We start from the raw sequence: 22,140 nt of genomic DNA on the forward strand, positions 1-22,140 counted from the left end.
GCACCACGCAAAACCGCTTAGCTCGCCGGAAAGAGGATTTTCAGATCCTTCTTCAGGATCTTGCCATTGGCGTTGCGCGGGAGCATCTCGCTCAGGAAATGGATGCGGACCGGCACTTTGAACCGGGCGATCCGCTCTCCGATCCAGCTACGCAGATCGGCTTCGCTGACGTTGCTTCCCGGCCCGACGCAGACGACGGCTACCGGTTCCTCGCCGAGCGTCCTGTGCGCAATGCCGATCGCGGCGGCGTCGATGACGGCCGGATGCTCGTAGAGGATGTTCTCGATCTCGCTCGAATAGATATTCTCGCCGCCGCGGATGATGATGTCCTTCGCGCGGTCGATGATATAGCAGAACCCCTCGGCGTCGAGCCGCGCGAGGTCTCCGGTCCTGACCCATCCGTCGCGGAAAGTTTCCGCCGTGGCCTCGGGATTGCGCCAATAGCCTTTTACGATCTGCGGGCCCGACGCCCATAGTTCGCCAACCTCGCCGGTAGTCAATTCAACCGTTCCGTCCTCGGTCATGATCTTGAGGCGCGAAACCGGCAGCGCAAGGCCGCAGCTGTCGGGACGAAGCAGATAGTCTTCGGCCGCGACGTTCGTCACCGTGGCGGAGGTCTCGGTCATCCCCCAGCCGGTCGAAGGCGATGCCTTGAGGTCGCTGGCGATGCGCCGGACGAGTTCCGCCGCGGCCGGCGCCCCGCCATAGGTTATCTGTTCAAGTGAGCTCAGATCAAAGCGATTGCGCTCGGGATGTTCGAGCAATTGCCAGGCGATGGTCGGGACGCCTCCGGTGTTCGTTATCTTCTCGCGTTCGATGAGTTCCATCGCCGCCACCGGATCCCATTTGCGCATCATCGCGATCGCATTGCCGGCGGTCATCGTCTGCATGAGGATCGAGCAGCAGGCGGTGACATGAAAGAAGGGAATGACCACGAGGTTCTTCCGCAAACGCGGCGGCGGCGGCGCGTCCCCGCGCCTTAGCGCGGTCCGGTGCACGAGGTAGGGCGTGGCCTGGGTGCAGGCGAGTATGTTGCGGTGGGAGCCCAGCGCGCCCTTGGGCGAGCCGGTCGTACCGCTGGTGTAAAAGATGGTCGCGTCATCGTCGGGTTGGAGATCGGTTTCCGGTAGATCGCGTTCGGGAAGATTGTCGTAGTCGCTCGGCGTGCCGACAAGCGCCTCGAGCCGCTCGGCATTTGCGGGTGCACCTTCGCTTCTGGCAGTGATTACATGGCGAAGGTCGGCGAGCGTTTCGGCGAAGGGGCCGATCCGCTGCCACCGCTCGCCGTCGCAAAGAAGGACGCTAGCGCCGCTGTCGGCAAGGCCATATCGAAGCTCGCTTCCGGTCCACCAGGCGTTGAGCGGCACCACGATCGCGCCGATACAAGCCGCGGCAAAGAAGCACACCTGCCATTCGGGCAGGTTGCGCATCGCAAGGGCGACGCGGTCACCCTTCGTCACCCCACGGGCCCGCAATTCCTGGGCGAGCGTCGCGGTAGCGCGAAACCACCCTTCATAGGTGATGCGTTCGTCTTCGAAGATCAGGAAATTGCGCGACCCGAATCTGGAGCGGGTATCGCGGGCGAGTGCAGCCAGGCTCGCAGCTTGGTTCTTCCAGCTGCGCGTGGGGATGCCGTTGATATTTATTGTCTCGATCTCGAAGGGCGCGCCTGCAGCGCACAGTCGCGCCTCGGCTTCGACGAGCGTGATGGCCGGCCAACGCCCGGCGCCAGTCGATGATGAGGTGGATGTCACTGCGGCTACCCTGCGCTGCCGACTGGGGGCGACTTGGAGGAGCCCTGCAAACGGGCTGAAAACGTGTCGGTCATATCGGTCCTATGCGGCTTGGAGAGCGGGAATGGCCGTTCGTTCCTCGTTTCGCATGCCGGGCCTCCACAGGCTGAACGCGATGACCGGTGCCCAAAGAAGCGCAATGGCAACCAGAAAGCCGCCGTGCGTCGTGGCGGCGAATATTGCCCCGCCGACCGAACCGCCTGCAACGCACCCCGCCTGGTAGAAGAAACTCCAGCCGCCATATGTCACCGCAAAAAGATCGGTGCCGAACTGCCGCTTGGTGAGTGTAAGCCACAATATCTCGCCGGCGCCCATTCCTGAGCCCACCAGTAGTACCGCAGTCGTTGCGAGCAGGAAATTGGGTGCGCCGTCCAGCAGGTTGAGAACCGTCAAGCCAACTGCAATGAGTGCCGCCGCGCCGATGCTGGTCCAGGTCGTTTTCATCCGGTCGAGAGTCCAGCCGGCAAGCAGGTTTCCAGCCATTGCGCCGATACCTGCCAGCCCCAGAAGCGTTGCGGCGGTCGTCGACGAAAAGCCATAGGCTTCAAGGAGTCTCGGTACATAGATGAGGTAGGATAGCGCGCCGATCCCCAGGAAGACTACGGCGATGGCCATCGGCATCGCGACGATTATGTTGATGTTCGAAATCTGCTCCCGCCAGACCGGATGGCCGTTCTCCGGTTCGGGTTCAATTTGTCCGGCGAGCGTTTCGGGATGTAGCTTGGTCTGACTGACGCTGTGTCGCCTTAGCAGGGCTATGATTGTGATAACGACCAGAAGCGCGCCGGCGAGCACGAGTGAGGCGATTTTCCAGCCCAGCGCGAGGGTCGTAACCTCGGTCGCCGGAGCAAACAGGAGTCCGCCGAATGACCCACCGCAAAAGGCGCTAGCAATCGCCAGCGAAAAGCGTCGCGAGAACCATTGAGAGATAATCACGGGGACCGCGACGACGGTAAAAACTTTCCCGGCACCTGTAACCAAACGCAGCAGATATACTTGCCAGAATTCGGTTGTGATCGAGAGGGCGAGGAACGCGGCCGCTATAAGCAGAAGGCCAATCAGCAGCAGCCGCCAAGCGCCCATGCGGTTTATGATCGGTGCGCTCACAAGGGCCAACGGACACATCAGCCATAATGCCGATACCAGGCTACCGGACTGGCTGGACGACCAGCCATGTAGTGCAGCGAGTTGCTGGGTAATAATAATGAAACCATAAAAGGCGGTGCCGTACAGTACCGCCATCGCAAGGAAGAGGGCCAGGACGATGCGCCAGCCCATATAGGAAAATCGGCCTTCGAGATCCTGCGCTTCCGCGAAGCTTTCGGAATTCGTCACAAAGCCTCTCCAAGCTCTATCCATTGTTGGGCAACCGTCATCGGCTCCCGGTTCGGCTTGGCGTCGCCTGCACTGTCCACGCAGAGCCCGTTCCCCAATCGCAATGAATATTTGGCGCTTGACTTAAGTTTGTCAATGGTCAAAGTTTTGGCGGTGCCGGACGATCATGAGGAGTTGCGAGCGATGATAATGAGGGGCTCTGCCGCGATCCTGCTGGCGTCATTTTTTGCCGCCGTGCCTTCCGCTGCGCAAAATGCGCCTCTGGCAGAGGAGGCTACCCCGTCCGTTCAGGAACTGCCCGACCACTATCCGGCGAGCTACGTCTTTGTTCACGACCTTAATTTCCAAAGCCTCGTGGACGGGCGAATCGCGGTCGTCGATGTCGCTGCACCGGACCGGGGGTACAAGGGCCAGTTCACAGCGGCGCAGCTCGGCGTGATGATTGCCTCGGCCCGCAAATCCGAACTTTATGTCGCCGAGACCTATTATTCGCGGTTGAACCGCGGGGAGCGCACTGACGTCATTACCATTTGGGACAAGAAGAGCCTGTCACCCACGGGCGAAATCATCCTGCCCGGCGGGAAGCGCGGGCAATTCGTGACGCTGCCCAACAGCTTCCAGTTTACCAACGGCGAAAAATGGGGGCTGGTCTTCAACTTCACCCCGGCTTCGTCGGTGACGGTCGTCGATCTCGAAAAACGCATGGTGCTTGTCGATATCGATCTGCCCGGCTGCTCGCTTATCTATCCGACCGGCGAGCGCGGATTCATGTCGCTGTGTGCCGATGGAACGATGACCAGCATTGCTCTCGACACCGATGGCACGCTCGCCGGCACGACGACGAGCGAAGTCTTCAACGATATCGATGGCGATCCGATGTTCATGACTCCGGCCATGATCGGACGGACGGCATGGTTCGTGACCTTCAAGGGCGCGTTCCGCGGGGTCGATCTTTCGCAGGCGTCAGCGCGCGATCTGGGCGGCTTCTCCTTGGCGGGCGAAAAGTCCGATGCGGGCGAGTGGCGACCGGGCGGCTGGCAGGTCATCAGCGCATCGGCCGATGGCCAGCTTTTCGTCCTGATGAGCCCGGCCGGAAAGGAAGGCAGTCACAAGGACGGCGGCAGCGAGATATGGGTGGTCGATCCGGCGAAAAAGTCGCGCACCGCTCGCTGGCCGCTGCGCAACCCCGCCGTATCGATCGAGGTTACGGCCGAGCCGAAACCTTCGCTCGTCGCAGCGCGCCACGATGGGTCGCTCGATATCTATGATGCGGCATCCGGGACGTTCCAGCGGACGATCCAGAAGGTTGGCAACAGCCCGATGGCCATGGCGGCGTCCCGCTGATGAGTCTTGTCGTGGCCTCGCAAGAGATTCTCTTCGCGCTCGTGTTGCTGGGGGCGGCCCTACACAAGCTGCTTTCGTTCAATCGCCTTGCCGTTGCTGCGGCGCGCCTCGTGGGCGTTTCGGTTGAATTCGGCCCCATCCTCAATAGCTGCGCGGCCGCTTTGGAGTTGATCGCGGCGTTCGCCATTCTCTATGAGCCGACGCGGATTATCGGACTTGTTGCCGCTGCGATGTTGTGGGGCGCCTATGCGGTCTCGACCTGGCGAACGAAGCGCTTGGGTCAGGCCTTCGACTGTGGCTGCACTTTTGGCGCTGCTGACAGAGGACCGGACCCGCTCACTGTTCCACGTGCCGCCGCGCTCTCGATTGCCGCCGCATGCGTCGCACTCCTCGCTGCGCCTCCTACGTTTGAGTTCACGGCAATCCTCGCTGGAATTGCCTTCTTCGGACTGCTGATGGCGGCGGGCGAACTGGCGGCAGTGGTCCCGATGTCCAGGAGACTTTCGACATGAGCGTTCTCGTCGCCTCGCAATTCTTGCTCTGGACCGCGGTCATCGCGCTCGGCCTGCTCGTCATCGCGCTCGCGCGCCAGATCGGCGTGCTCCATGAGCGCATTGCCCCCGCCGGCGCGCTGACGCTCCACCAGAAAAAGCAGGTGGGCGACCTTGCGCCCGAGTTCGAACTTCCCTCGCTAAGCGGTTCCAACATCAAGATTGGGGGCAGTCGGCAAGGTAAGAGCCAGCTCATCTTTTTCCTCTCGCCCGTTTGTCCCGTCTGCAAGAGCCTGCTTCCGGTGCTCAGATCGGTGGCGCGCGCGGAAAGGCGGTGGGTGGACACGGTGCTGGCCAGCGATGGCAGCGATGAACTGCAACACCAGAACATGGTCAAAACATTCGGTCTTTCGGATCTGCCCTATGTGCTTTCGGAACAGCTTGGCCGGTCCTTGGGCGTGTCGAAGCTGCCCTATGCCGTGCTGATCGACGAAGAAGGCCGGATCGCGTCGCTCGGCCTGATTAATAATCGCGAACATCTCGAAAGCCTCTTCGAGGCGAAAGATCGCGGAGTGGCATCCATCCAGCAATATTTGGCACGCGCCTGAAGAGATAGGAAAGAAATCCGATGTCCGAAATTGACGGCTTGGCAGAGCGGCTTTCGCGGAGCATTGCGCGCCGATCCTCGCGCCGGGGCTTGCTGCGGTTCATCGGCGCCGCCCTGACCGGAGCGGCTGCCATCCCCTTGCTGCCGGTTTCCCGCGCGGCGGAACCCGCGCCGGGAGGCGGCGCAATGCCGCCCCAGGCCAGCGGGAACCCGCAGGATCCCGGCGATCAGACGCAATGCGATTATTGGCGCTACTGCGCGATCGACGGCTTTTTATGCTCATGCTGCGGGGGCGGTCCGAACTCCTGCCCGCCGGGTACCGAAATGTCGCCGATCACATGGATCGGTACATGTCAGAATCCGGCCGACGGGCGCTCCTACATCATCAGCTATAACGACTGTTGCGGGAAATCATCCTGCGGCCGGTGCCTTTGCAACCGCAACGAGGCTGATCGGCCGATGGTCAGGCCGCAATCCAACAACGACATCAACTGGTGCTTGGGCACGAGCAGTTCGGTCTATAATTGTTCGACTGCCGTAATCCTTGGCACAGCTCTTGAAGGATAACCCGATGCGACTGCTTCTCATAGCCTCGGCGCTGCTCGTCGCTCCGCTCGCGACGGCCCTGACGATGCTGCCGACACGGACTTTTGCGGCGAGTAGCCCGCCGGCCTATGCGCGCTGCGCCGCCTGCCATCTTTCCACCGGGGCGGGCGTGCCGGGGGCCTATCCGTCGCTGCGCGTCGATGCGCGCGCGCTGGCCATGAAACCGGAGGGTCGGCGCTACCTGGCTCTGGCGGTCGTCAAGGGGCTGGCCGGGCCGATCACGGTCGAAGGGAAGGCGTATCGCGGGACGATGCCCATGCAAGCCGGAATGGACGACGCAGCGGTGGCAGGCGTCCTGACCTATGTAATCGGAACCTTGTCGACAGGAGGCGGGGTTAAGCCCAAACCCTTCACAGCCCCCGAGATCAAATCGGCGCGCGCCGCGGGCGCTTCGATGAATGCCGCTGCGGTTGCAAAATCGAGACCCGCGCCACGGTGAAACTGCTCGTCGCCTTCGGCGTCATGATCGCTAGTGCCAGCGCCTATGCTGCGGACCTGGCGCCTGCAAAATTGACGGCCATCGCTGAACCCAATCGCGCGCGGATCAACTGGATGCTGAAGTGTCAGGGCTGTCATCGCCCCGACGCTTCGGGATCGCCCGCCACGGCCCCGACGATGGCGGGCGAGGTCGCCCGCTTTCTCCAGGTGCCCGGGGGGCGCGAATATCTCGTTCGCGTGCCCGGCGTCGCAACGGCTGCGCTCCCGGATGATCAGTTGGCGGAACTTGTGAACTGGTCGTTATGGACGTTTGACCGGCAGAATATTCCGCGTGACTTCATCCCCTACACGGCTGCTGAAGTCCACAAGATGCGGCGCCGACCGCTCCGAACCGATGCAGCCGCCATGCGGGCGGACTTGCTGATTGCGCTATCGGCGCACAAAAATCCTCCGGCAGGGCGAGGGGAGGTGCGGGGCCGCGGTGGAGAATGACATGCGTTATTCGCGCAATTATGCGCTAGGGGTTGAACAGCCGCCGCCTATTTGTTCTATGGCATGCTCCGCAGATCGTCGGTTTCCAGAGCGATCGTTGCTTCGAAAGAGACATTGTGCCGAAGCTTAAATTCTCAGTTGACCGTTTCGCGCCTCGCGAGGGTGGATATTCCCGCGGAGCTGAGGGGCATGAGCTCATCCTTCAGACGGCATTGTCCGTCCTGGTCGAGCATGGCTATCAGGCGATGACCTTGCGCCGTATCGCGGCAGAGTGTGGGCTGAAGGCCGGGCATATCACCTATTATTTCAAGTCTAAGGACGATCTCGTCCGGGCGTTGCTTCAGATGATTGCCGGAAGCTACCGGGAAGCGATCGAAGCAACGGCGGAAAATGCAGGGGGCGATCCGGAGCAGAAGCTGAAAAATCTGATCCGGTTCATCCTCGAGGACGGACGAACGAAACAGACCATGTTTCTTTTTCCCGAGCTGTGGGCGCTCGCCAATCACGATCCCTTCGTGAAGGAACGCGTCAACGAAATGTACATGCCCGAACATGCCTATATCGAGACAGTCGTTGAAGAGATGAATCCTGCTCTGACAGCCAAAGACCGCCAGAACGTCGCGGCCCTTATCCTGTCGTCGCTGGAAGGGATTGCCGTGTTCGCCGGCTATGGCAAGATCTGGGAGGATCGTATGGATTCCCTCGAAGAGCTGGCCTGCGACTGCTTCGTGGCTTTCGTGAAGGCGATGAAACCCGGCGACAAGGTGGGCGCAGAAAGGCTTTCGATCGCCTGACTCCGATTTCGAGATCTATCCAATTGGCCGTGCAGACCGAGCATCGCTCCGCCTGCTTGTTGATCGTCGCTAGAGGCCAAGCCGCTCCTCGAGCGGGCGCTGGTTTACGCGCTACAGGAATCCCGGTTCCTGGCTAAAATAGGAGATCGATCGAAAGCCGGGCATCGCCTGACGTTGCGGTTAGGTTTTGACGTCTTCCGCGAAGAGCATGGAGAGATTTCGATCACCTGGCTGACGAAGACTGAATGGGTCGTGAAATGTCCGTCGATGGCTTCGGCCACATAAGCCATCATCAAATCACTATCGAGCAGGCGGTTCCGATAGGTCGGGCTATATTTCAGAACATGCTGGAGGCGCTTCGTGTGATTGCCCGCGAAGTCGGCAAGATAATCATTCTCGCGTGCTGCGAAATCCCCCCGAAAGAGGGTCCATGAAGACATCCAGCTCGGTGTTGATGGCCGCGACATCATAGCGGGTGATCACGCCGCGTCGTTTTTCAACGCTTGACCGACTTGGTCGGCCGGCGCCCCGAAGGGAACCCGTTGAAGCAGTGCTTCGCTGGCTCGGCTCGGGCTGTCCGCAACCTGTGACCTATTACTCTCCCTCATTCCCATAAATCTGTCCACTGTTGCTGATCGGCCCAGGAAGAAGGCGCCTGCTAATCGGCTGGCTGGAGGACTTCGGCCGACAGCATCTCATGAAGCTTGCGCGACGTGACAAGTCCTTGCTCGATTGCGCCGTCAATGGCGCTGCGCCAGGCGCTGGCCCAATCACCGCTGGCAAAGAATATGCGGCCGTGGGGCGCCTGAAGCGCGGCGAGCGCATTAGAGATCTGGCCGGGCTTGGATACGCACCACGCGCCCTTTGAATAGGGGTCGCTATTCCAATTGTGCGCCTTGATGTCGGATACAATCGCGTCCGGGATAAACCGGCGCACGGCCGCCTGAATCGCGGCCTTGTCGGTCATGTCGATATCATTATCCTTGGACCCGAAGGCCAGGAAATGGGTGCAGCCTTCATACTCGCCTTCCTTGAGGAGCTCGTAGATCGGGCTCACGCCGCCTGCGGGCGACCAATAAAGGGTTCGGGGATGGCTTCCCTCGATCAGAATATGGAATTTGTTCGACCGGCCCGCATGCGCCTCGGTGGAAACCTTCAATTTCTCGTCCGGAAGGGCCGGGCTGAATTTCACATCGTTCAGCGTGTTCAGCGGCAGGGTCGAAATTGCTGTGGACGCCGTGTAAGTTTTCCCAGCCGAGGTCATTACCCTCACGCCCGCAGCGGATGTTTCCACCTCGGATACCGGACTTTCCAGCAGAATGTCGGCGCTGGAGTCGGCGGCCAATGCCGAATAGAGTCTGCGCATGCCGCCCTTGATCTTGTAGCGGGCAGCGATCTCGCTGAGATTTCCGAGGCTATAGCCGCTCAGCGAAATGAGCCGCACGAGTTCGATGAACGCGAAATTCTTCGGCGCGGCCCCCGCCATCAGCGAGAACATGATCGACGCGAACAATTTGGTGTCAGGCGAAATGCCCGGGCCGTCCAGCTTTTCCGCGAGTGACAGGCGGTCTGCGGATACCCATCCTGCGTCCAGGAAAGGCTCGGCGGGACGCGGCATGATCTCGCGCGCTTCGGCCAGAAGGCCTTCGACGGACGCGTAAATTTCGCCCATTTCCGACAGCTTTGACTGGTGGCGTTTGCCCTCCCAGTCGAGAAAGACCAGATCATCGACCTGATTGCCGAGCGTTTCGTCAATCTCCATGCCGTAGCGACTGATTTCCGCCCAGACATGCGGCTGGTGCCAATGAACCCAGGTTCCGCCAAGCTCAGTCGGCTGCCCGGCGAAATCGTCGGTATATGTCCGGCCGCCGATGCGATCTCTCGCCTCAAGCACCAAGACCCGATATCCTTGCTGTTTCAGTTCGCGAGCTGCCGTCAGTCCGGCGAAGCCAGCCCCGATTACAATGACATCATAATCACCCCGGCCGTTGGCGGATACGCCCCCGGAGGTGGTGGTCTGTGCGTTGGCTGACATCGCTTTTGTTCCTCTCATTTTCTCGCTCGTCGAACGCTAAGTTAGTGACAAAAGTTTGTCAAATGACAAATATCTATCCATGCCCGGGGCTTCCCCGCAAATTAATCTTGACGAGTGACAAATTTTAGTCAATCGTCAAAAAAATGACACGGAGAGGCCGCCTCGATTTGGGGGTCGGTGGGACGACTGAAATCGACAGGAAGATGGCGCGCAATGAATGGCGACGCCTGATCGCGCAGCGGCGACGAATTTCTTGGCGGTAAAGCTCGTTTCGCTCACCAAGCATCTCCGCCCGGCAGGCACGTGAGGTTTGATAAGGCGAAGGGGACTGGCAATGAAAAAGAGCGGCATGAATATCGGGAAGAGGGATCGGTCGTTGTTTGCACGGCGTCGGAATTTGCTCATGGGCCAGGTGCTTATCGGTGCGGGTCTGGGGCTCGGCATCGTCCCGCCCGCCCTCGCTCAGGAGGCCAGGCCGGAGGCTGCGTCTGATAGCGCCGGATCGTCGAACGAGATCGTGGTGACCGCGAACCGGCGCGAACAGGATATCACGTCGATCCCCTATAATATCTCGGCTATCAGCGGCGACCAGCTCGGTGCGACCGGCGTCCAGTCGGTCTCGGATCTCGCCCAACAGGTTCCGGGCCTTGCGATCAACAGTGCGGGCGGCCGGTACCTCTCGGTCCAGACGCCAATTATTCGCGGCCTCAATGCATCGTCTTCCGCGCGGAATTTCGCTTATGGTCAAGCGCCGGTCACGACCTATTTAGGCAATGTCGCGGTCAACGGTCATTTCCCGATCGACGATGTCACGCGCGTCGAGGTCCTGCGCGGTCCCCAGGGGACGCTTTATGGCGGCGGATCGCTTGGTGGCGCGCTCCGCCTGATCCCGAACGATCCCAAGCTCGGTGCCTTCGAGGGCTATGTCGGCGCCCGCGCGGCTCTGGTTTCGCATTCGAAGGACTGGGACCGGTCTGTGAACGGACTGATCAACATTCCTTTGGGCGACACTGCGGCGCTCCGCGTCAGCGGCAAGATCGAGCATAGTGCGGGTTTCGTCGACCAGTTCGGAATCATGGAGACGCAGGGCAGTGCGGTGAGCGCTCCTGTCCTCGCCGATCCTGCCGATGTGGCGGGCAGTTCGGCCGTCTATTACAACAAGCGCGACATCAACTATAACAAGAACCGCAGCGTGAGGGCGTCGCTGCTCTGGGAACCGAGCTCGGATTTCAAGATCGTGGCAGCCTATAATTTCTCCCGCGATACGGGCGAAGGCGGTCCGGTCGATAATCCCAACTATGCAGGTGGCCCAAGTCCGGTCGATCCGCGGATATCGTTCCCGGCCACCGGCGACTATCAGCTCGTCAACAATGTGCGCGAGCCCTATCATCGCTCGTCGCATCTCGGCAGCCTCGACATGAGCTATGATGCGGGCTTTGCAACTCTTTCGACGACGACGAGCTACTTCGATTCCGCGGGCGACTATGTCAACGACGCGACGCTGGGCTATCTTTCTTTGCCCGCAGTCTATCTGTCCTATTACATCGGGAACCCCGTCAATCCGCGCTTTGTCGCGATGAATCGACGCACCGACAGCACGAAGACGTTCGTCCAGGAAATCCGGCTGGTATCCAGCGGCGACAATGTGATCGATTATGTTGTCGGTCTCTATTACGAGAATTCGCGGCAGCGTAAGGATCTCGCCTTGATCGGCCCGGGCACGACCGAACAAACGACTGCGGGCGGTGGTTCTCCCATCTTTACCGGCCCCGACGGCATCTTCGCGCCCTATCTGACAAGCTCCCGCTTTCGCGAAGTTGCGGCTTTTGGCGAGCTGACCTGGCACATCTCGCCGCGCGTCCAGATCACCGGCGGAGGGCGGGTCTTTTCCCAGCGCTTCTCCAGCGACCTCGACTTTATCCTTTACCCATTTGGGATCGCCGAGCAGTCGGACGCGAAGACCAAGGTCACCGACGCAATCTTCAAGGTGAATGCGTCCTACGAATTTGCCGACTATAACCGCGTCTACGCCACCTTTTCCCAGGGGTTCCGTCGCGGCGGGACAAACGCTTTTGCAACAGCAGGCCTGTTTTCCGAACCTCCAGAATTATTGGCCTATACGCCCGACACGGTCGACAATTATGAGATCGGTATAAAGGGAAGACTTCCCGGTGGGCTTAGCTACACCGCTAGCCTCTTCTACGATGAATGGAAGAATCCGCAGATCGATTCCTTCACGCCGGTCAATGTCTGGTATGCGGTGATCAACGGCTCGAAGGCACGATCAAAGGGTATCGAACTGGAAGCGAGCGGACCCATCGGTGGGGGCTTCAGCTTCTCGGCTGGATATGCTTTGGCCGACGCCAAATTCACAAAATCCTTTTGCGCCCCTGTGGGCAATGGCAGCGGCGGCGTGCTGCCATGCGGTATTTCCGGCGCAAAGGGGACAAGGCTGCCGGGTTCGCCGAAACACAGCGGCTCGGTTAACCTCAATTATGAAGCCGAGATCTCTCCCGATGACCAGTTCGATGCGACGTTGAACGTGAATTATCGCGGCAGCGTGTACAACAATCTGCCGGGCGCGCTGGGGACTTACCTGCACCCCGACTATTGGCTGGTCAATGCGTCGGCCGGCTGGACCCACGGACCGCTGCGTTTTTCGCTTTTCGCGGAAAATCTGTTCGACAAGCGCGCGACCCTTGGCATCGATCTGCGTACATCGCCTTTGGTTACGGGGCTGTCGCGGCGCGAAACGATCATTTCGCCGCGGTCGGTCGGGGCGAAGGTGCAGTTCAACTTTTAACCATAGCTAGCGGACCGGGCGTGGATCGGTGAAACCGGTCATCATCCGGGCCCGTTCCGCTACTGGCTGCGATAGCGGCAGGAGTGCGTGGAAAGGCACGTGCCTCCAAAGCGCGACTGCAACCGCACCTTGAAAGGCATTTTCTGATGACGCCCCGGCCAGCAAAACGACAATCCTTCGTTCCGCCCGATGTGAAGCTACTCAGCGACACCTTGCACTTCACACCGGCGGTCCGTGTCGGGGATATGATATGGGTCTCGGGTCAAGTGGGGCTGACCGAAGCGATGCAACCGGCCGACGGCATGGAGGCGCAGGCTCGCCTCGCTTTCGAAGCGTTGCAAGCAGTGCTGGTGTTTGCAGGATCCAGCCTGGCCGACGTTGTTGAGTTTACAACGTTCCACACCGACCTCTGCGCTGAAATTGACGAATTCATGAAGGTAAAAGACAAGTATTTTGCCGGCCATTATCCCGCCTGGACCGCTGTGGGAGTTGCCGAACTCGGCTTGCCTGGCCTGTGTCTGGAGATGCGAGCTGTTGCGGTGGCGGGCTCCGGCAGCACTTAAGCACTAAACCGCGAAACCGGGAACTCTCCCACCCGGATCGTGCGAGGCGGCTGGGCACGCCGCCTCGCACAACTTCTACAGCACTGCCACAAAAGGACCTGACGATGGGTTTGTTCGACCTGAGCGGTAAGACGGCGATCATAACAGGCTCGAGCCGCGGCATCGGCCGCGCCATTGCCGAGGCCTTTGTCGATGCGGGTGCGCGCGTCGTCATCTCGAGCCGCAAGCAGGACGCCTGCGAGAAGGTCGCTGCCGAAATCAACGAAATGGTAGGCGAGGACCGCGCGATCGCAGTCGCCGCCAGCATCTCGGACAAACAGGCACTGGACCATCTCGTCGAAGAGACCCGCCGGCGTTTCGGTCAAATCGACATTCTGGTCTGCAATGCCGCGACCAATCCCTATTATGGTCCGATGGCCGGAATCAGCGACGAGCAGTTCCGAAAGATTTTCGACAACAATGTTCTGTCCAACCACTGGCTCGTCACGATGGTCACGCCCGAAATGACCGAACGACGGGACGGCGCTATCGTCATCGTCTCTTCCATCGGGGGGCTGACGGCGTCGGACACGATCGGGGCGTATAATGTCTCCAAGGCCGCCGACTTCCAGCTGGTACGCAACCTCGCGTTCGAACTTGGTCGCCATAATATTCGCGTCAACGCGATAGCTCCCGGGGTCATCCGTACCGATTTCGCCCGCGCGCTCTGGGAGGATACAGAGGCCGAGGCAGCTTTACAGCGAGCCGTTCCGCTTGGTCGAATTGGCGAGCCTGACGATATCGCGGGAACCGCTGTATTCCTCGTATCCGACGCCGGCCGTTATGTGAACGGGCAGGGGATTGTCGTCGACGGCGGACTGACGCTTCGGGGACGTGGCTGACGCCGCCGCGTAACCCCTGCGACTGGCGCAAGGCTCGGGATCAGATTTGATCGTTTGGATTGCCGATATGGACACCGTTTCGCCGAAGCGCGCGGGAAAGCGGCCCAAGCTGCTTCGCATAGGATTTCCAGGACCCGGACGAGCTTGTGTAGATCGAGCCGCGCACCTGCGCTGCGCTGGCGGTGAGAGAAGGGGCTGAGTTTTTCGAGAGATCGAGCGCGTCGTCCGCCCAGAGGAGCCCGCAGCGCGCAGCCACGTTTCTTGCTACCTCGTCTGGCGTTCTGACGAGATCGTCATACTCGATTTCGATGAGGCGGTGCGGCAGTATTCGGCGCCAGTGCCCCATAAGACGATCATAGGCTGCATAATATCGGGCGAGATCATCAAAGCTGTAGCTGAAGGGATAGGCCTGTCCAAAAAGCGTCCGGTACATAGCAAAGCAGCTGTCGAGGGGAGGGCGCCGGACGTGGATGAGAGCGGCGTCGGGCAATGCCTTTGCGATCAGACCGGCGTACAGATAGTTGAGCGGCAGCTTTTCTATCGTCGCGCAGGACGCCGAGCCGCCGCTCAGCCGGTCGTAATCGCTGCCTACCCCACCGAACGTCGCCTTCGCGCTGCGCGCGATGATATCGTCGGATCCGGCAGGTGTTTTCTGGATGAGCGCGGACGCGAAATTGTCGGTTTCGCCGTTTGAGCGGACGTCGGGAAGTGCGCTCAGGATGCGCTCGACCAATGTCGTTCCGGAGCGCGGAAGGCCAAAAATGAAGATGTGTCTTCCGTTCGGTGAGGCAATTTCGGTGCTGTCGAACCATTCTTGGGTAAAGACCCGCTCGATCCTCGCAAGCTTCCCTTCATCGACCGCCACGTCATATTGCAGGCTCCTGCGACGAGCGGCTGCACCCTCTGCGAACGCTTCGAAGGCATCTTCGTATCGGCCGAGGTCGTGATACTCTTTGCCGAGCGCATAGCCGACGAACATGCGTGACCTGTCATTGTCAGCGCCCTGGCGCCGTGCCTCCAGATCAGAAACATTATTCTGTGCAGGCGTCGCCTTCGCGAGCTCGGAGCGCAACAGCACACTCGGAAGCGCTGATGGTTCGAGCTCGAGGGCGCGCTGTGTCGCCGATACCGCCGCTGCGAAAAAGCCGAGGCTTCGCTCGCTCGTGGCGAGATTGTAAAGAATCTGGGCGTCGTGCGGCGCGGCGATCGACGCTTCGCGATACAGGCTGTTAGAAAGCTGGTGCCTGTCGAGGCCGCGAGCGAAATAGGCGAGTGCGTCGAGAGCATCAGCCGATGCCGGCCGGGTTCCGATCGCCGCGTCGAGCTTCGCCGAGGCGTCCTCGCGCCGGCCCAGCAGGATGAGGGCATCAAGCTCCAACGCCTCGGCTTCGCCGAAGCGTTCACCGAAGCGGGTTGCGCCGGCAAGACGCTTCAACGCATCGCCAAATTGGCCTTTTCGGACAAGGAGCCGCGCTTCGGCGACAAGCGCCTCGGGATTAGCCCCCATGGTTCGCGTTGTCAGCAACGCGGAGCGGTTCGCCGTTGCTTTGACTCAGCTGCTTGATCATTTGCTCGCGCATTGCAAATTTCTGAACCTTGCCCGTGACAGTGATCGGGAAATCGTCGACGAACAGGACATAGCGCGGAATCTTGTAATGCGCGATACGGCCCCGGCAATGGGCACGAACCTCTTCTTCGGTGAGCGCCGCGCCGGGCCGCAGGATGACCCAGACGCATATTTCCTCGCCATATTTTTCGTCGGGAACGCCGACGCCCTGGACATCGACTATATCGGGATGAGTGAGCAGATATTCCTCGATCTCGCGCGGATAGATATTCTCGCCGCCGCGGATCACCATATCCTTGATACGGCCGACGATCCGGCAATATCCGGCTTCGTCGATCGTCGCGAGGTCGCCGGTGTGCATCCAGCCTTCGGCGTCGATCGCCTCGGCAGTGCGCTCGGCATCGTCCCAGTAGCCAAGCATCACCGAATAGCCGCGCGTGCAAAGCTCGCCAGTCTCGCCGCGCGGAACGACATTGCCGTCGCCATCGACGAGCTTCACTTCAAGATGCGGCTGGATGCGGCCCACGGTCGATACGCGGAGGTCAAGCGGGTCGTCCGTGTCGCTCTGAAAGCTGACCGGGCTGGTCTCGGTCATGCCATAGGCGATGGTAACCTGGTCCATGTGCATCCGGTCGATCACCTCGCGCATCACGGCCATCGGGCAAGGCGACCCCGCCATGATCCCGGTGCGCAGCGACGACAGGTCGCGGCTGCCAAAGTCCGGATGATTGAGTGCCGCGATGAACATCGTTGGCACGCCGTAGAGCGCCGTGCAGCGTTCGGCCTCGATTGCCTCCAGCACCGCGCCGGGGTCAAAGGCTTCGGCGGGATAGACCATCGTCGCGCCGTGCACCGCGCAGGCGAGATTGCCCATCACCATGCCGAAACAATGATAGAGCGGAACGGGGATGCACAGCCTGTCCTCGGCGGTCAGGCCGATCTGGGCCCCGACGAGGGCGCCGTTGTTGAGGATATTGCGATGCGACAGCGTCGCACCCTTCGGAAATCCTGTGGTGCCACTGGTGAACTGGATGTTCACTGGCATGCCGGGATCGATCCGGATATCTGCGAGCGCACGCGTGTCCTCGCTGGCGAGCGTCGTGAAAGGCAGGCAGCCGACATGGTCTTGTTCGCCGAGCACGACGACGAGCCGAAGATCGGGTAAGCGCGCCGCGCGCAGCATGCCGGGTATCGCAGTCGAAAGCTCGGGCGCGAGCTCGCCGAGCATCGCGACATAATCGCTGCTCTTGTGTGAGGGCGCGAGGATCAGCGCGGTGCAGCCGACCTTGTTCAGCGCATAGTCGAGTTCGGCGATCCGGTAGGCGGGGTTGATGTTGACGAGGATCAGCCCCGCCTTCGCGGTCGCGAACTGCACGACCACCCATTCGGCGCAATTCGGCGCCCAGATGCCGACCCGGTCGCCAGGCTTCAACCCGCGCTCGATCAGCCCGGCCGCGACGGCATCGACCTGCTCTTTCAGCTCGCGCCACGTCAAGCGTATATTCTGGTGCCGGACGATCAGCGCATCGCGATTGGCGTGGCGATCCGCTGTCCGGTCGAAGAGCGCACCGATCGCTATCTCGATCAACGGGGCACGGTCGTTGCCGCGAACGAAACTATCGGTCATGTTTCCGCCTTCTGGAATGCGTTATCCGCCGCGCGCCACGTTGATGATCGATAGCTGGGTATATTCGGCCAGCCCTTCCTCCGATTGCTCGACGCCGAGCCCCGAGGATTTCACCCCCGCCATCGGGATATGCGGACCGATCGCGATATGCTGGTTCACCCACACCGATCCGCTTTCGATCCGGTCGGCAACCGCGACGGCGCGATCGATGTCGCGCGACCACACCGATGCACCAAGCCCATAAGGCGAGGCGTTGGCGCGTGCGACGACATCGTCGATGTCCGAATAGCGGATCACCGGCAGGATCGGCCCGAACTGTTCCTCGTCGACGATCTCGTCACCATCCGTCACATCGCGCACGATCGTGGGGCGCAGGAAATAGCCGGCGCGATCGATAATCTCGCCGCCCGCGATGATCGTGCCGTCGTTGCGGGCGCGTCCGAGGAAGCCCTTCAGCTTTTCAAATTGCGCCTTGTTCTGGATCGGACCAATCTGCGCGCCTTGCGCCAGCCCGTCGTCGACCACCGCCGCCTCGGCCAAGCGCGCCAACTCGTCGCACATCGCGTCATAGATGCTGTCATGGACATAGGCGCGCTTGATCGCGAGGCAGACCTGCCCGCAGTTGAGGAAAGCGGCGTTGAAGATACCCTGCGCGGTTTCGCGCACATCGACATCGTCGAGCACGATTCCCGGATCGTTGCCGCCAAGTTCGAGCGTCAGCCGCTTGAGCCCGTCGGCGGCGCTCGCCATGATCTTCTTGCCCGTCGCGGTCGATCCGGTGAAGCCGACCTTGGCGATGCGCGGATCGGCGGTAAGATATCCGCCGAGATCGTTGGCGTCGGTGATGATGTTGACCACCCCCGCAGGAAAGATGTCGCGGCATAACTCGCCGAGCATCAGCGCCGTCACCGGCGTTGTCGGCGCAGGCTTCAACACAATCGTGTTCCCCGCGATTACCGCGGGTCCGATCTTCCAGCAGGCCATAAGCAGCGGGAAGTTCCACGCGATGATCCCCGCGACGACGCCGAGCGGCTTGCGCCGGACCTGGACAAACGCGCTCGCATCGTCCTGGATCGTCCGTTCCGCGATTTCGAGCGTTGCGTAATGCCTCAGATACCCCTCGGTCCACGCGATCTCCCCCTGCGCTTCGGCAAGCGGTTTGCCCTGTTCCTGTGTCAGCGCGCGCGCCAGTTTGTCGGCATTCGCCACGATCGCATCGGCGAGCTGGCTGACTTTTGCCTGCCGTTCGGCCATCGGCGTTTCGGCCCAGCCGGGGAAAGCCGTCGCGGCGGCCTCGATTGCTTCATCGGCCTGCCGCTCGGAGGCGCGAGAGACGGTAGCGAAGATTTCCTCGGTCGCAGGGTTGATGACGTTCATCCGGTGGTCGCCGAAAACTAGCCGGCCGCCAATCAGCATTTTATAGTCAGACATGCTCTCTCCCGATCCATGTTTTGCCCGGCCGCTCTCGGCAGCAAAAAGGCCGCTGCTTGACGCCGGCCGCAGGTCTAAAAATTATGCACTCGACAAAAATTTGTCAAATGTAAAAAGTCCCTTGCTCCATGAGCGCAAAGCGTTGAATAAACGTCGCGCAGGAGGCGATGAAAGTTGAGCGGCATCATAGTTCCTGACCTGACGATCGCGCAGCGAGCCGGCGGGTATGCACGGGGTCAGGACGGCTTCGAACAGATTCTGCGGGCTGCCTTGTCGCTCCTGGTGGACCATGGGGCGTCGGCCCTGACGCTCCGCCGCATCGCAGCCGCTGCGGGGATGAACGTCGGCAGCCTCAACTATTATTTCAAATCGAAGAAGGATCTCATTCGCGAGCTGCTCAACGCGATCATTACCAGTTACGAGGGCGCCTTCCACGCAATCGTTCACGTACCGGGAGCGAGCGCGGAAGAACGGCTGGAGAGTTTGATCACACTCACGCTCCAGGACATCACCACCAAGAAGACGACGCGTTTCTTTCCCGAACTTTGGGCCATGGCGAACCACGATCCCTTCGTTCATGAGCGAATGACCGAACTCTATGATCGGGCTCGGGTGTCACTCAACGAGTTGATCGGCGAGATCAACCCTGATCTGCCAAGCGACCAACGTGAGACGTTGGCGCTGTTCATGTCCGCATCAATGGAAGGGATGACCGTCTTCGCCGGCTACGAAAAGCCTTGGCGTTCCCAAATGCCTATGCTGCAGGCTATCTCCCGGAAATCCTTCGTCCAATTGGTGAAGACGTTGCGGGCGGAAGATCTCTAGCGTCGAGGCTTGAGCGCGTTCGTCTTGCCAGGAGCTAATCGCCGCCATCATATTTTGACAGTTGACAAGAGTTGATGATGGAATAGAGTTGTAGCCCTCGAAGTTGGAGAGGCGCTCAAGGCGTCGATGGTCCCTTTGTGAGTGTCCGGGAGATGCCACATCGACAGGATGTCTATTAAGGAGAGGCTAAAATGGATTCTGCTCTGAGCATGCCGGTGGGCAACGCGACAATTTTGGCCGAAGCGACGGAAAGTCAGCCCGACGATCGAGCGCCGACCCTCCGTAAAGTTCCAAATACGACGCCCGTCGACGAGATTCTTGCGATCTATCGCGAAGATGGCGGCCTCATCATCAAGAATTTCCTGACCCCCGAACAGCTCAAGACATTCAATGCCGATCTGGATCCGTTTCTGGATTCGCTGTCGGCAGGTGTTCCGGCAGAACCGGGCGAAGTCGATGACTTTCGAGCAGATTTTTTTGGGCGCAACACCAAGCGGATGACCAATGTGGTCGAAAGAAGCCGCGTTTTCCGCGAAGAGATTCTCGATATCGATCTGGTGCACGAACTGGGCGACGCGATTTTCGGTTCGCAGGGCGAGACCTATTGGCTGGCCGCGGCCCAAGTCATCGAGATTGGGCCGGATAGCGCTCCGCAGGAGTTGCATCGTGACCTCGAAGGATGGCCTCCATTCTACCACATGGGGTCCGAGGGACCCGAAATTCTGTTGAACTTCCTCGTCGCGCTTACCGATTTCACTGACGAGAATGGGGCGACCCGCATCATTCCCGGCAGCCATTTGGGGGATTTCGAAAATCGCGGCGACCAAAGCTTGACGATCCCTGTCGAGATGGAAGCGGGCGATGTGGTTTTCTATTCCGGAAAGGTGATCCACGGCGGCGGCACCAACCGCACCAAAGACGTTTACCGCCGGGCCATCACCATGCCATTGCTCGTTGGCTTTCTCACGCCAGAAGAAGCCTTTCCGCTGACAATGAGGCTGGAATCGGCGAAGACGATGACCCCGCGCGCTCAACGGCTGGTGGGATATCGGACGCACCAAACAGGCGGTGAGCACGGCGTTGCTCTCTGGGCGTCGAATTTCGCAGACGTCGGCGAGGCGTTGGGCCTCTAGTCAGAGCCGTCAGACAGAAAAACATGGAGATGTCGGCAGGTCGCCGACATCTTCAAAGCTCGACGACGGCGCTACAGCCGGTCGGTGCTTCGCGATATCCGAGACCGATGAAAGGAGCGATCCTCCACGCCGCCCCGTTTGCGGCAGGGATGCGCAAGGCCGTCGTCGGACCGCCGAGGAGACAAGAAGATGGCGGAACCTTTCCGTTTCGATTGGGAAGATGCGCTGGGGCTCGATGGGCAGCTCACCGATGACGAGCGAATGATCCGGGATGCTGCACGGGGCTTTGCGCAGGAGCGCCTGCAGCCCCGCATCGTCGAGGCCTATGCCAACGAACATACCGATCCCGACATTTTTCGCGAGATGGGTGCGCAGGGCTTGCTCGGGGTCACCTTGCCCGCCGACTATGGCTGCGCGGAGGCATCCTACGTTGCCTATGGTCTGGTTGCTCGCGAGGTCGAGCGGGTCGATTCCGGCTATCGTTCGATGATGAGCGTCCAGTCGAGCCTCGTCATGTATCCGATCCATGCCTATGGGTCGGAAGAGCAGCGGCGGCGCTATCTTCCGGGCCTCGCGAGCGGCGAGCTCATTGGCTGTTTCGGGCTGACCGAGCCCGACGCGGGTTCGGATCCCGGCGGCATGCGGACGCGGGCGCGAAAGGTCGATGGCGGCTATGTCCTGAGCGGAACCAAGACCTGGATATCGAACGCGCCTATCGCCGACCTGTTCGTCATCTGGGCGAAAAGTGACGCGCGTGGCGACGCCATTCGCGGGTTCGTCGTGGACAAGGGTGTCGCCGGGCTGTCGGCGACCAAAATCGATAACAAGCTCAGTCTCAGAGCCTCGATTACGGGGATGGTCCTCCTCGACGAGGTGCTCGTACCGGACGCGGCGCTGCTCCCGAATGTCGAGGGGCTGAAGGGACCTTTCAGCTGCCTCAATCGAGCGCGTTACGGAATCTCGTGGGGTGCGCTCGGCGCTGCCGAATATTGCTATGCCGCCGCCCGCACCTATGGCCTCGATCGTAAGCAGTTCGGTCGGCCGCTCGCCGCAACCCAGCTTTATCAGAAGAAGCTGGCCGACATGCTGACCGAAATCACGCTTGGCCTTCACGCCTCGCTGCAGGTCGGGCGGTTGATGGACGGAGACCGGTTCGCGCCTGAGATGGTTTCGATCGTCAAGCGCAACAATGTTGGCAAAGCCCTCGATATTGCGCGCGCGGCCCGCGATATGCATGGCGGCAACGGCATATCGGGTGAGTTTCAGGTTATTCGCCACATGATGAACCTCGAGACCGTCAACACCTATGAAGGCACCCACGATGTGCATGCGCTCATACTTGGGCGCGCGATCACCGGAATTCCGGCTTTCTGAT

19 protein-coding genes are annotated in these 22,140 nt (G+C 60.6%); 13 read left to right on the top strand and 6 right to left on the bottom strand.

What is annotated here, in order from left to right; genetic code table 11:
* Positions 1 to 17: 17 nt before the first annotated feature.
* Both ACREBX_RS13335 and ACREBX_RS13340 read right to left on the bottom strand, forming a co-directional pair.
* A complete protein-coding gene (locus tag ACREBX_RS13335; RefSeq protein WP_431562224.1) occupies positions 18 to 1,754 on the bottom strand; it encodes a class I adenylate-forming enzyme family protein in 1,737 nt (578 codons plus the stop codon).
* Positions 1,755 to 1,835: 81 nt separating this feature from the next.
* Positions 1,836 to 3,071: an MFS transporter gene (locus ACREBX_RS13340; RefSeq protein ID WP_431562225.1), complete on the bottom strand. Its 1,236-nt coding sequence runs from the start codon at positions 3,069 to 3,071 to the stop codon at positions 1,836 to 1,838.
* Between ACREBX_RS13340 and ACREBX_RS13345 the strand changes: the two genes are divergently transcribed.
* From ACREBX_RS13345 to ACREBX_RS13375, 7 genes are read left to right on the top strand one after another with little or no spacing between them, the layout of a single operon-like run.
* The gene (locus tag ACREBX_RS13345) at positions 2,982 to 4,472 is read left to right on the top strand and encodes an amine dehydrogenase large subunit (RefSeq protein ID WP_431562226.1); all 1,491 of its coding nucleotides are present in this window, start codon (positions 2,982 to 2,984) and stop codon (positions 4,470 to 4,472) included. The genes ACREBX_RS13340 and ACREBX_RS13345 overlap by 90 nt on opposite strands.
* Positions 4,472 to 4,984: a MauE/DoxX family redox-associated membrane protein gene (locus tag ACREBX_RS13350; protein ID WP_431562227.1), complete on the top strand. Its 513-nt coding sequence runs from the start codon at positions 4,472 to 4,474 to the stop codon at positions 4,982 to 4,984. Before ACREBX_RS13345 ends, ACREBX_RS13350 begins: the two co-directional genes overlap by 1 nt.
* Positions 4,981 to 5,571, top strand: coding sequence for a methylamine dehydrogenase accessory protein MauD (gene mauD / locus ACREBX_RS13355; protein WP_431562228.1), 591 nt, complete (start codon positions 4,981 to 4,983; stop codon positions 5,569 to 5,571). Before ACREBX_RS13350 ends, mauD begins: the two co-directional genes overlap by 4 nt.
* A gap of 20 nt (positions 5,572 to 5,591) precedes the next feature.
* Positions 5,592 to 6,137, top strand: a complete 546-nt coding sequence (locus ACREBX_RS13360) for a methylamine dehydrogenase light chain (RefSeq protein WP_431562229.1) — start codon at positions 5,592 to 5,594, stop codon at positions 6,135 to 6,137.
* A 4-nt stretch (positions 6,138 to 6,141) separates the two neighbouring features.
* Entirely contained in the window at positions 6,142 to 6,615 is a 474-nt protein-coding gene (locus ACREBX_RS13365; protein WP_431562230.1) for a c-type cytochrome, read from the top strand.
* Positions 6,612 to 7,106, top strand: coding sequence for a cytochrome C (locus ACREBX_RS13370; protein ID WP_431562231.1), 495 nt, complete (start codon positions 6,612 to 6,614; stop codon positions 7,104 to 7,106). Before ACREBX_RS13365 ends, ACREBX_RS13370 begins: the two co-directional genes overlap by 4 nt.
* Before the next feature lie 32 nt (positions 7,107 to 7,138).
* On the top strand, positions 7,139 to 7,900 hold the full coding sequence (locus ACREBX_RS13375; RefSeq protein WP_431562232.1) for a TetR/AcrR family transcriptional regulator: 762 nt from the start codon (positions 7,139 to 7,141) through the stop codon (positions 7,898 to 7,900).
* Between the two features lie 658 nt (positions 7,901 to 8,558).
* Here ACREBX_RS13375 and ACREBX_RS13380 read toward each other — a convergent pair.
* Positions 8,559 to 9,935, bottom strand: coding sequence for a flavin monoamine oxidase family protein (locus ACREBX_RS13380; RefSeq protein WP_431562233.1), 1,377 nt, complete (start codon positions 9,933 to 9,935; stop codon positions 8,559 to 8,561).
* Between the two features lie 403 nt (positions 9,936 to 10,338).
* Between ACREBX_RS13380 and ACREBX_RS13385 the strand changes: the two genes are divergently transcribed.
* The 3 genes from ACREBX_RS13385 to ACREBX_RS13395 all read left to right on the top strand — a co-directional run bounded on the left by ACREBX_RS13385 (position 10,339) and on the right by ACREBX_RS13395 (position 14,182).
* The gene (locus tag ACREBX_RS13385) at positions 10,339 to 12,738 is read left to right on the top strand and encodes a TonB-dependent receptor (protein ID WP_431562234.1); all 2,400 of its coding nucleotides are present in this window, start codon (positions 10,339 to 10,341) and stop codon (positions 12,736 to 12,738) included.
* Between the two features lie 146 nt (positions 12,739 to 12,884).
* On the top strand, positions 12,885 to 13,301 hold the full coding sequence (locus ACREBX_RS13390; protein WP_431562235.1) for a RidA family protein: 417 nt from the start codon (positions 12,885 to 12,887) through the stop codon (positions 13,299 to 13,301).
* 104 nt (positions 13,302 to 13,405) lie between these two features.
* Positions 13,406 to 14,182, top strand: a complete 777-nt coding sequence (locus ACREBX_RS13395; RefSeq protein WP_431562236.1) for an SDR family oxidoreductase — start codon at positions 13,406 to 13,408, stop codon at positions 14,180 to 14,182.
* Between the two features lie 40 nt (positions 14,183 to 14,222).
* Here ACREBX_RS13395 and ACREBX_RS13400 read toward each other — a convergent pair whose 3' ends face one another.
* The 3 genes from ACREBX_RS13400 to ACREBX_RS13410 are packed head-to-tail and all read right to left on the bottom strand — an operon-like array spanning position 14,223 to position 18,807.
* Positions 14,223 to 15,689 (bottom strand): sulfotransferase, encoded by a 1,467-nt coding sequence (locus ACREBX_RS13400; protein ID WP_431562237.1) that lies wholly within the window; start codon positions 15,687 to 15,689, stop codon positions 14,223 to 14,225.
* Positions 15,679 to 17,376 (bottom strand): AMP-binding protein, encoded by a 1,698-nt coding sequence (locus tag ACREBX_RS13405; RefSeq protein ID WP_431562238.1) that lies wholly within the window; start codon positions 17,374 to 17,376, stop codon positions 15,679 to 15,681. The genes ACREBX_RS13400 and ACREBX_RS13405 overlap by 11 nt, the downstream gene beginning before the upstream one ends.
* Before the next feature lie 21 nt (positions 17,377 to 17,397).
* Complete coding sequence (locus ACREBX_RS13410) at positions 17,398 to 18,807, bottom strand: aldehyde dehydrogenase family protein (protein ID WP_431562239.1); 1,410 nt, start codon at positions 18,805 to 18,807, stop codon at positions 17,398 to 17,400.
* Between the two features lie 174 nt (positions 18,808 to 18,981).
* On the opposite strand from ACREBX_RS13410, the gene ACREBX_RS13415 reads away from it, so the two are divergent.
* From ACREBX_RS13415 to ACREBX_RS13425, 3 genes are all read left to right on the top strand, one after another.
* Entirely contained in the window at positions 18,982 to 19,632 is a 651-nt protein-coding gene (locus ACREBX_RS13415; RefSeq protein WP_431562240.1) for a TetR/AcrR family transcriptional regulator, read from the top strand.
* A gap of 191 nt (positions 19,633 to 19,823) precedes the next feature.
* Positions 19,824 to 20,765, top strand: coding sequence for a phytanoyl-CoA dioxygenase family protein (locus ACREBX_RS13420; RefSeq protein ID WP_431562241.1), 942 nt, complete (start codon positions 19,824 to 19,826; stop codon positions 20,763 to 20,765).
* Between the two features lie 189 nt (positions 20,766 to 20,954).
* A complete protein-coding gene (locus ACREBX_RS13425) occupies positions 20,955 to 22,139 on the top strand; it encodes an acyl-CoA dehydrogenase (protein WP_431562242.1) in 1,185 nt (394 codons plus the stop codon).
* Position 22,140: the final 1 nt, after the last annotated feature.

It is taken from the genome of Sphingopyxis sp., from assembly GCF_050725655.1.
Classification (GTDB): Bacteria; Pseudomonadota; Alphaproteobacteria; order Sphingomonadales; family Sphingomonadaceae; genus Sphingopyxis.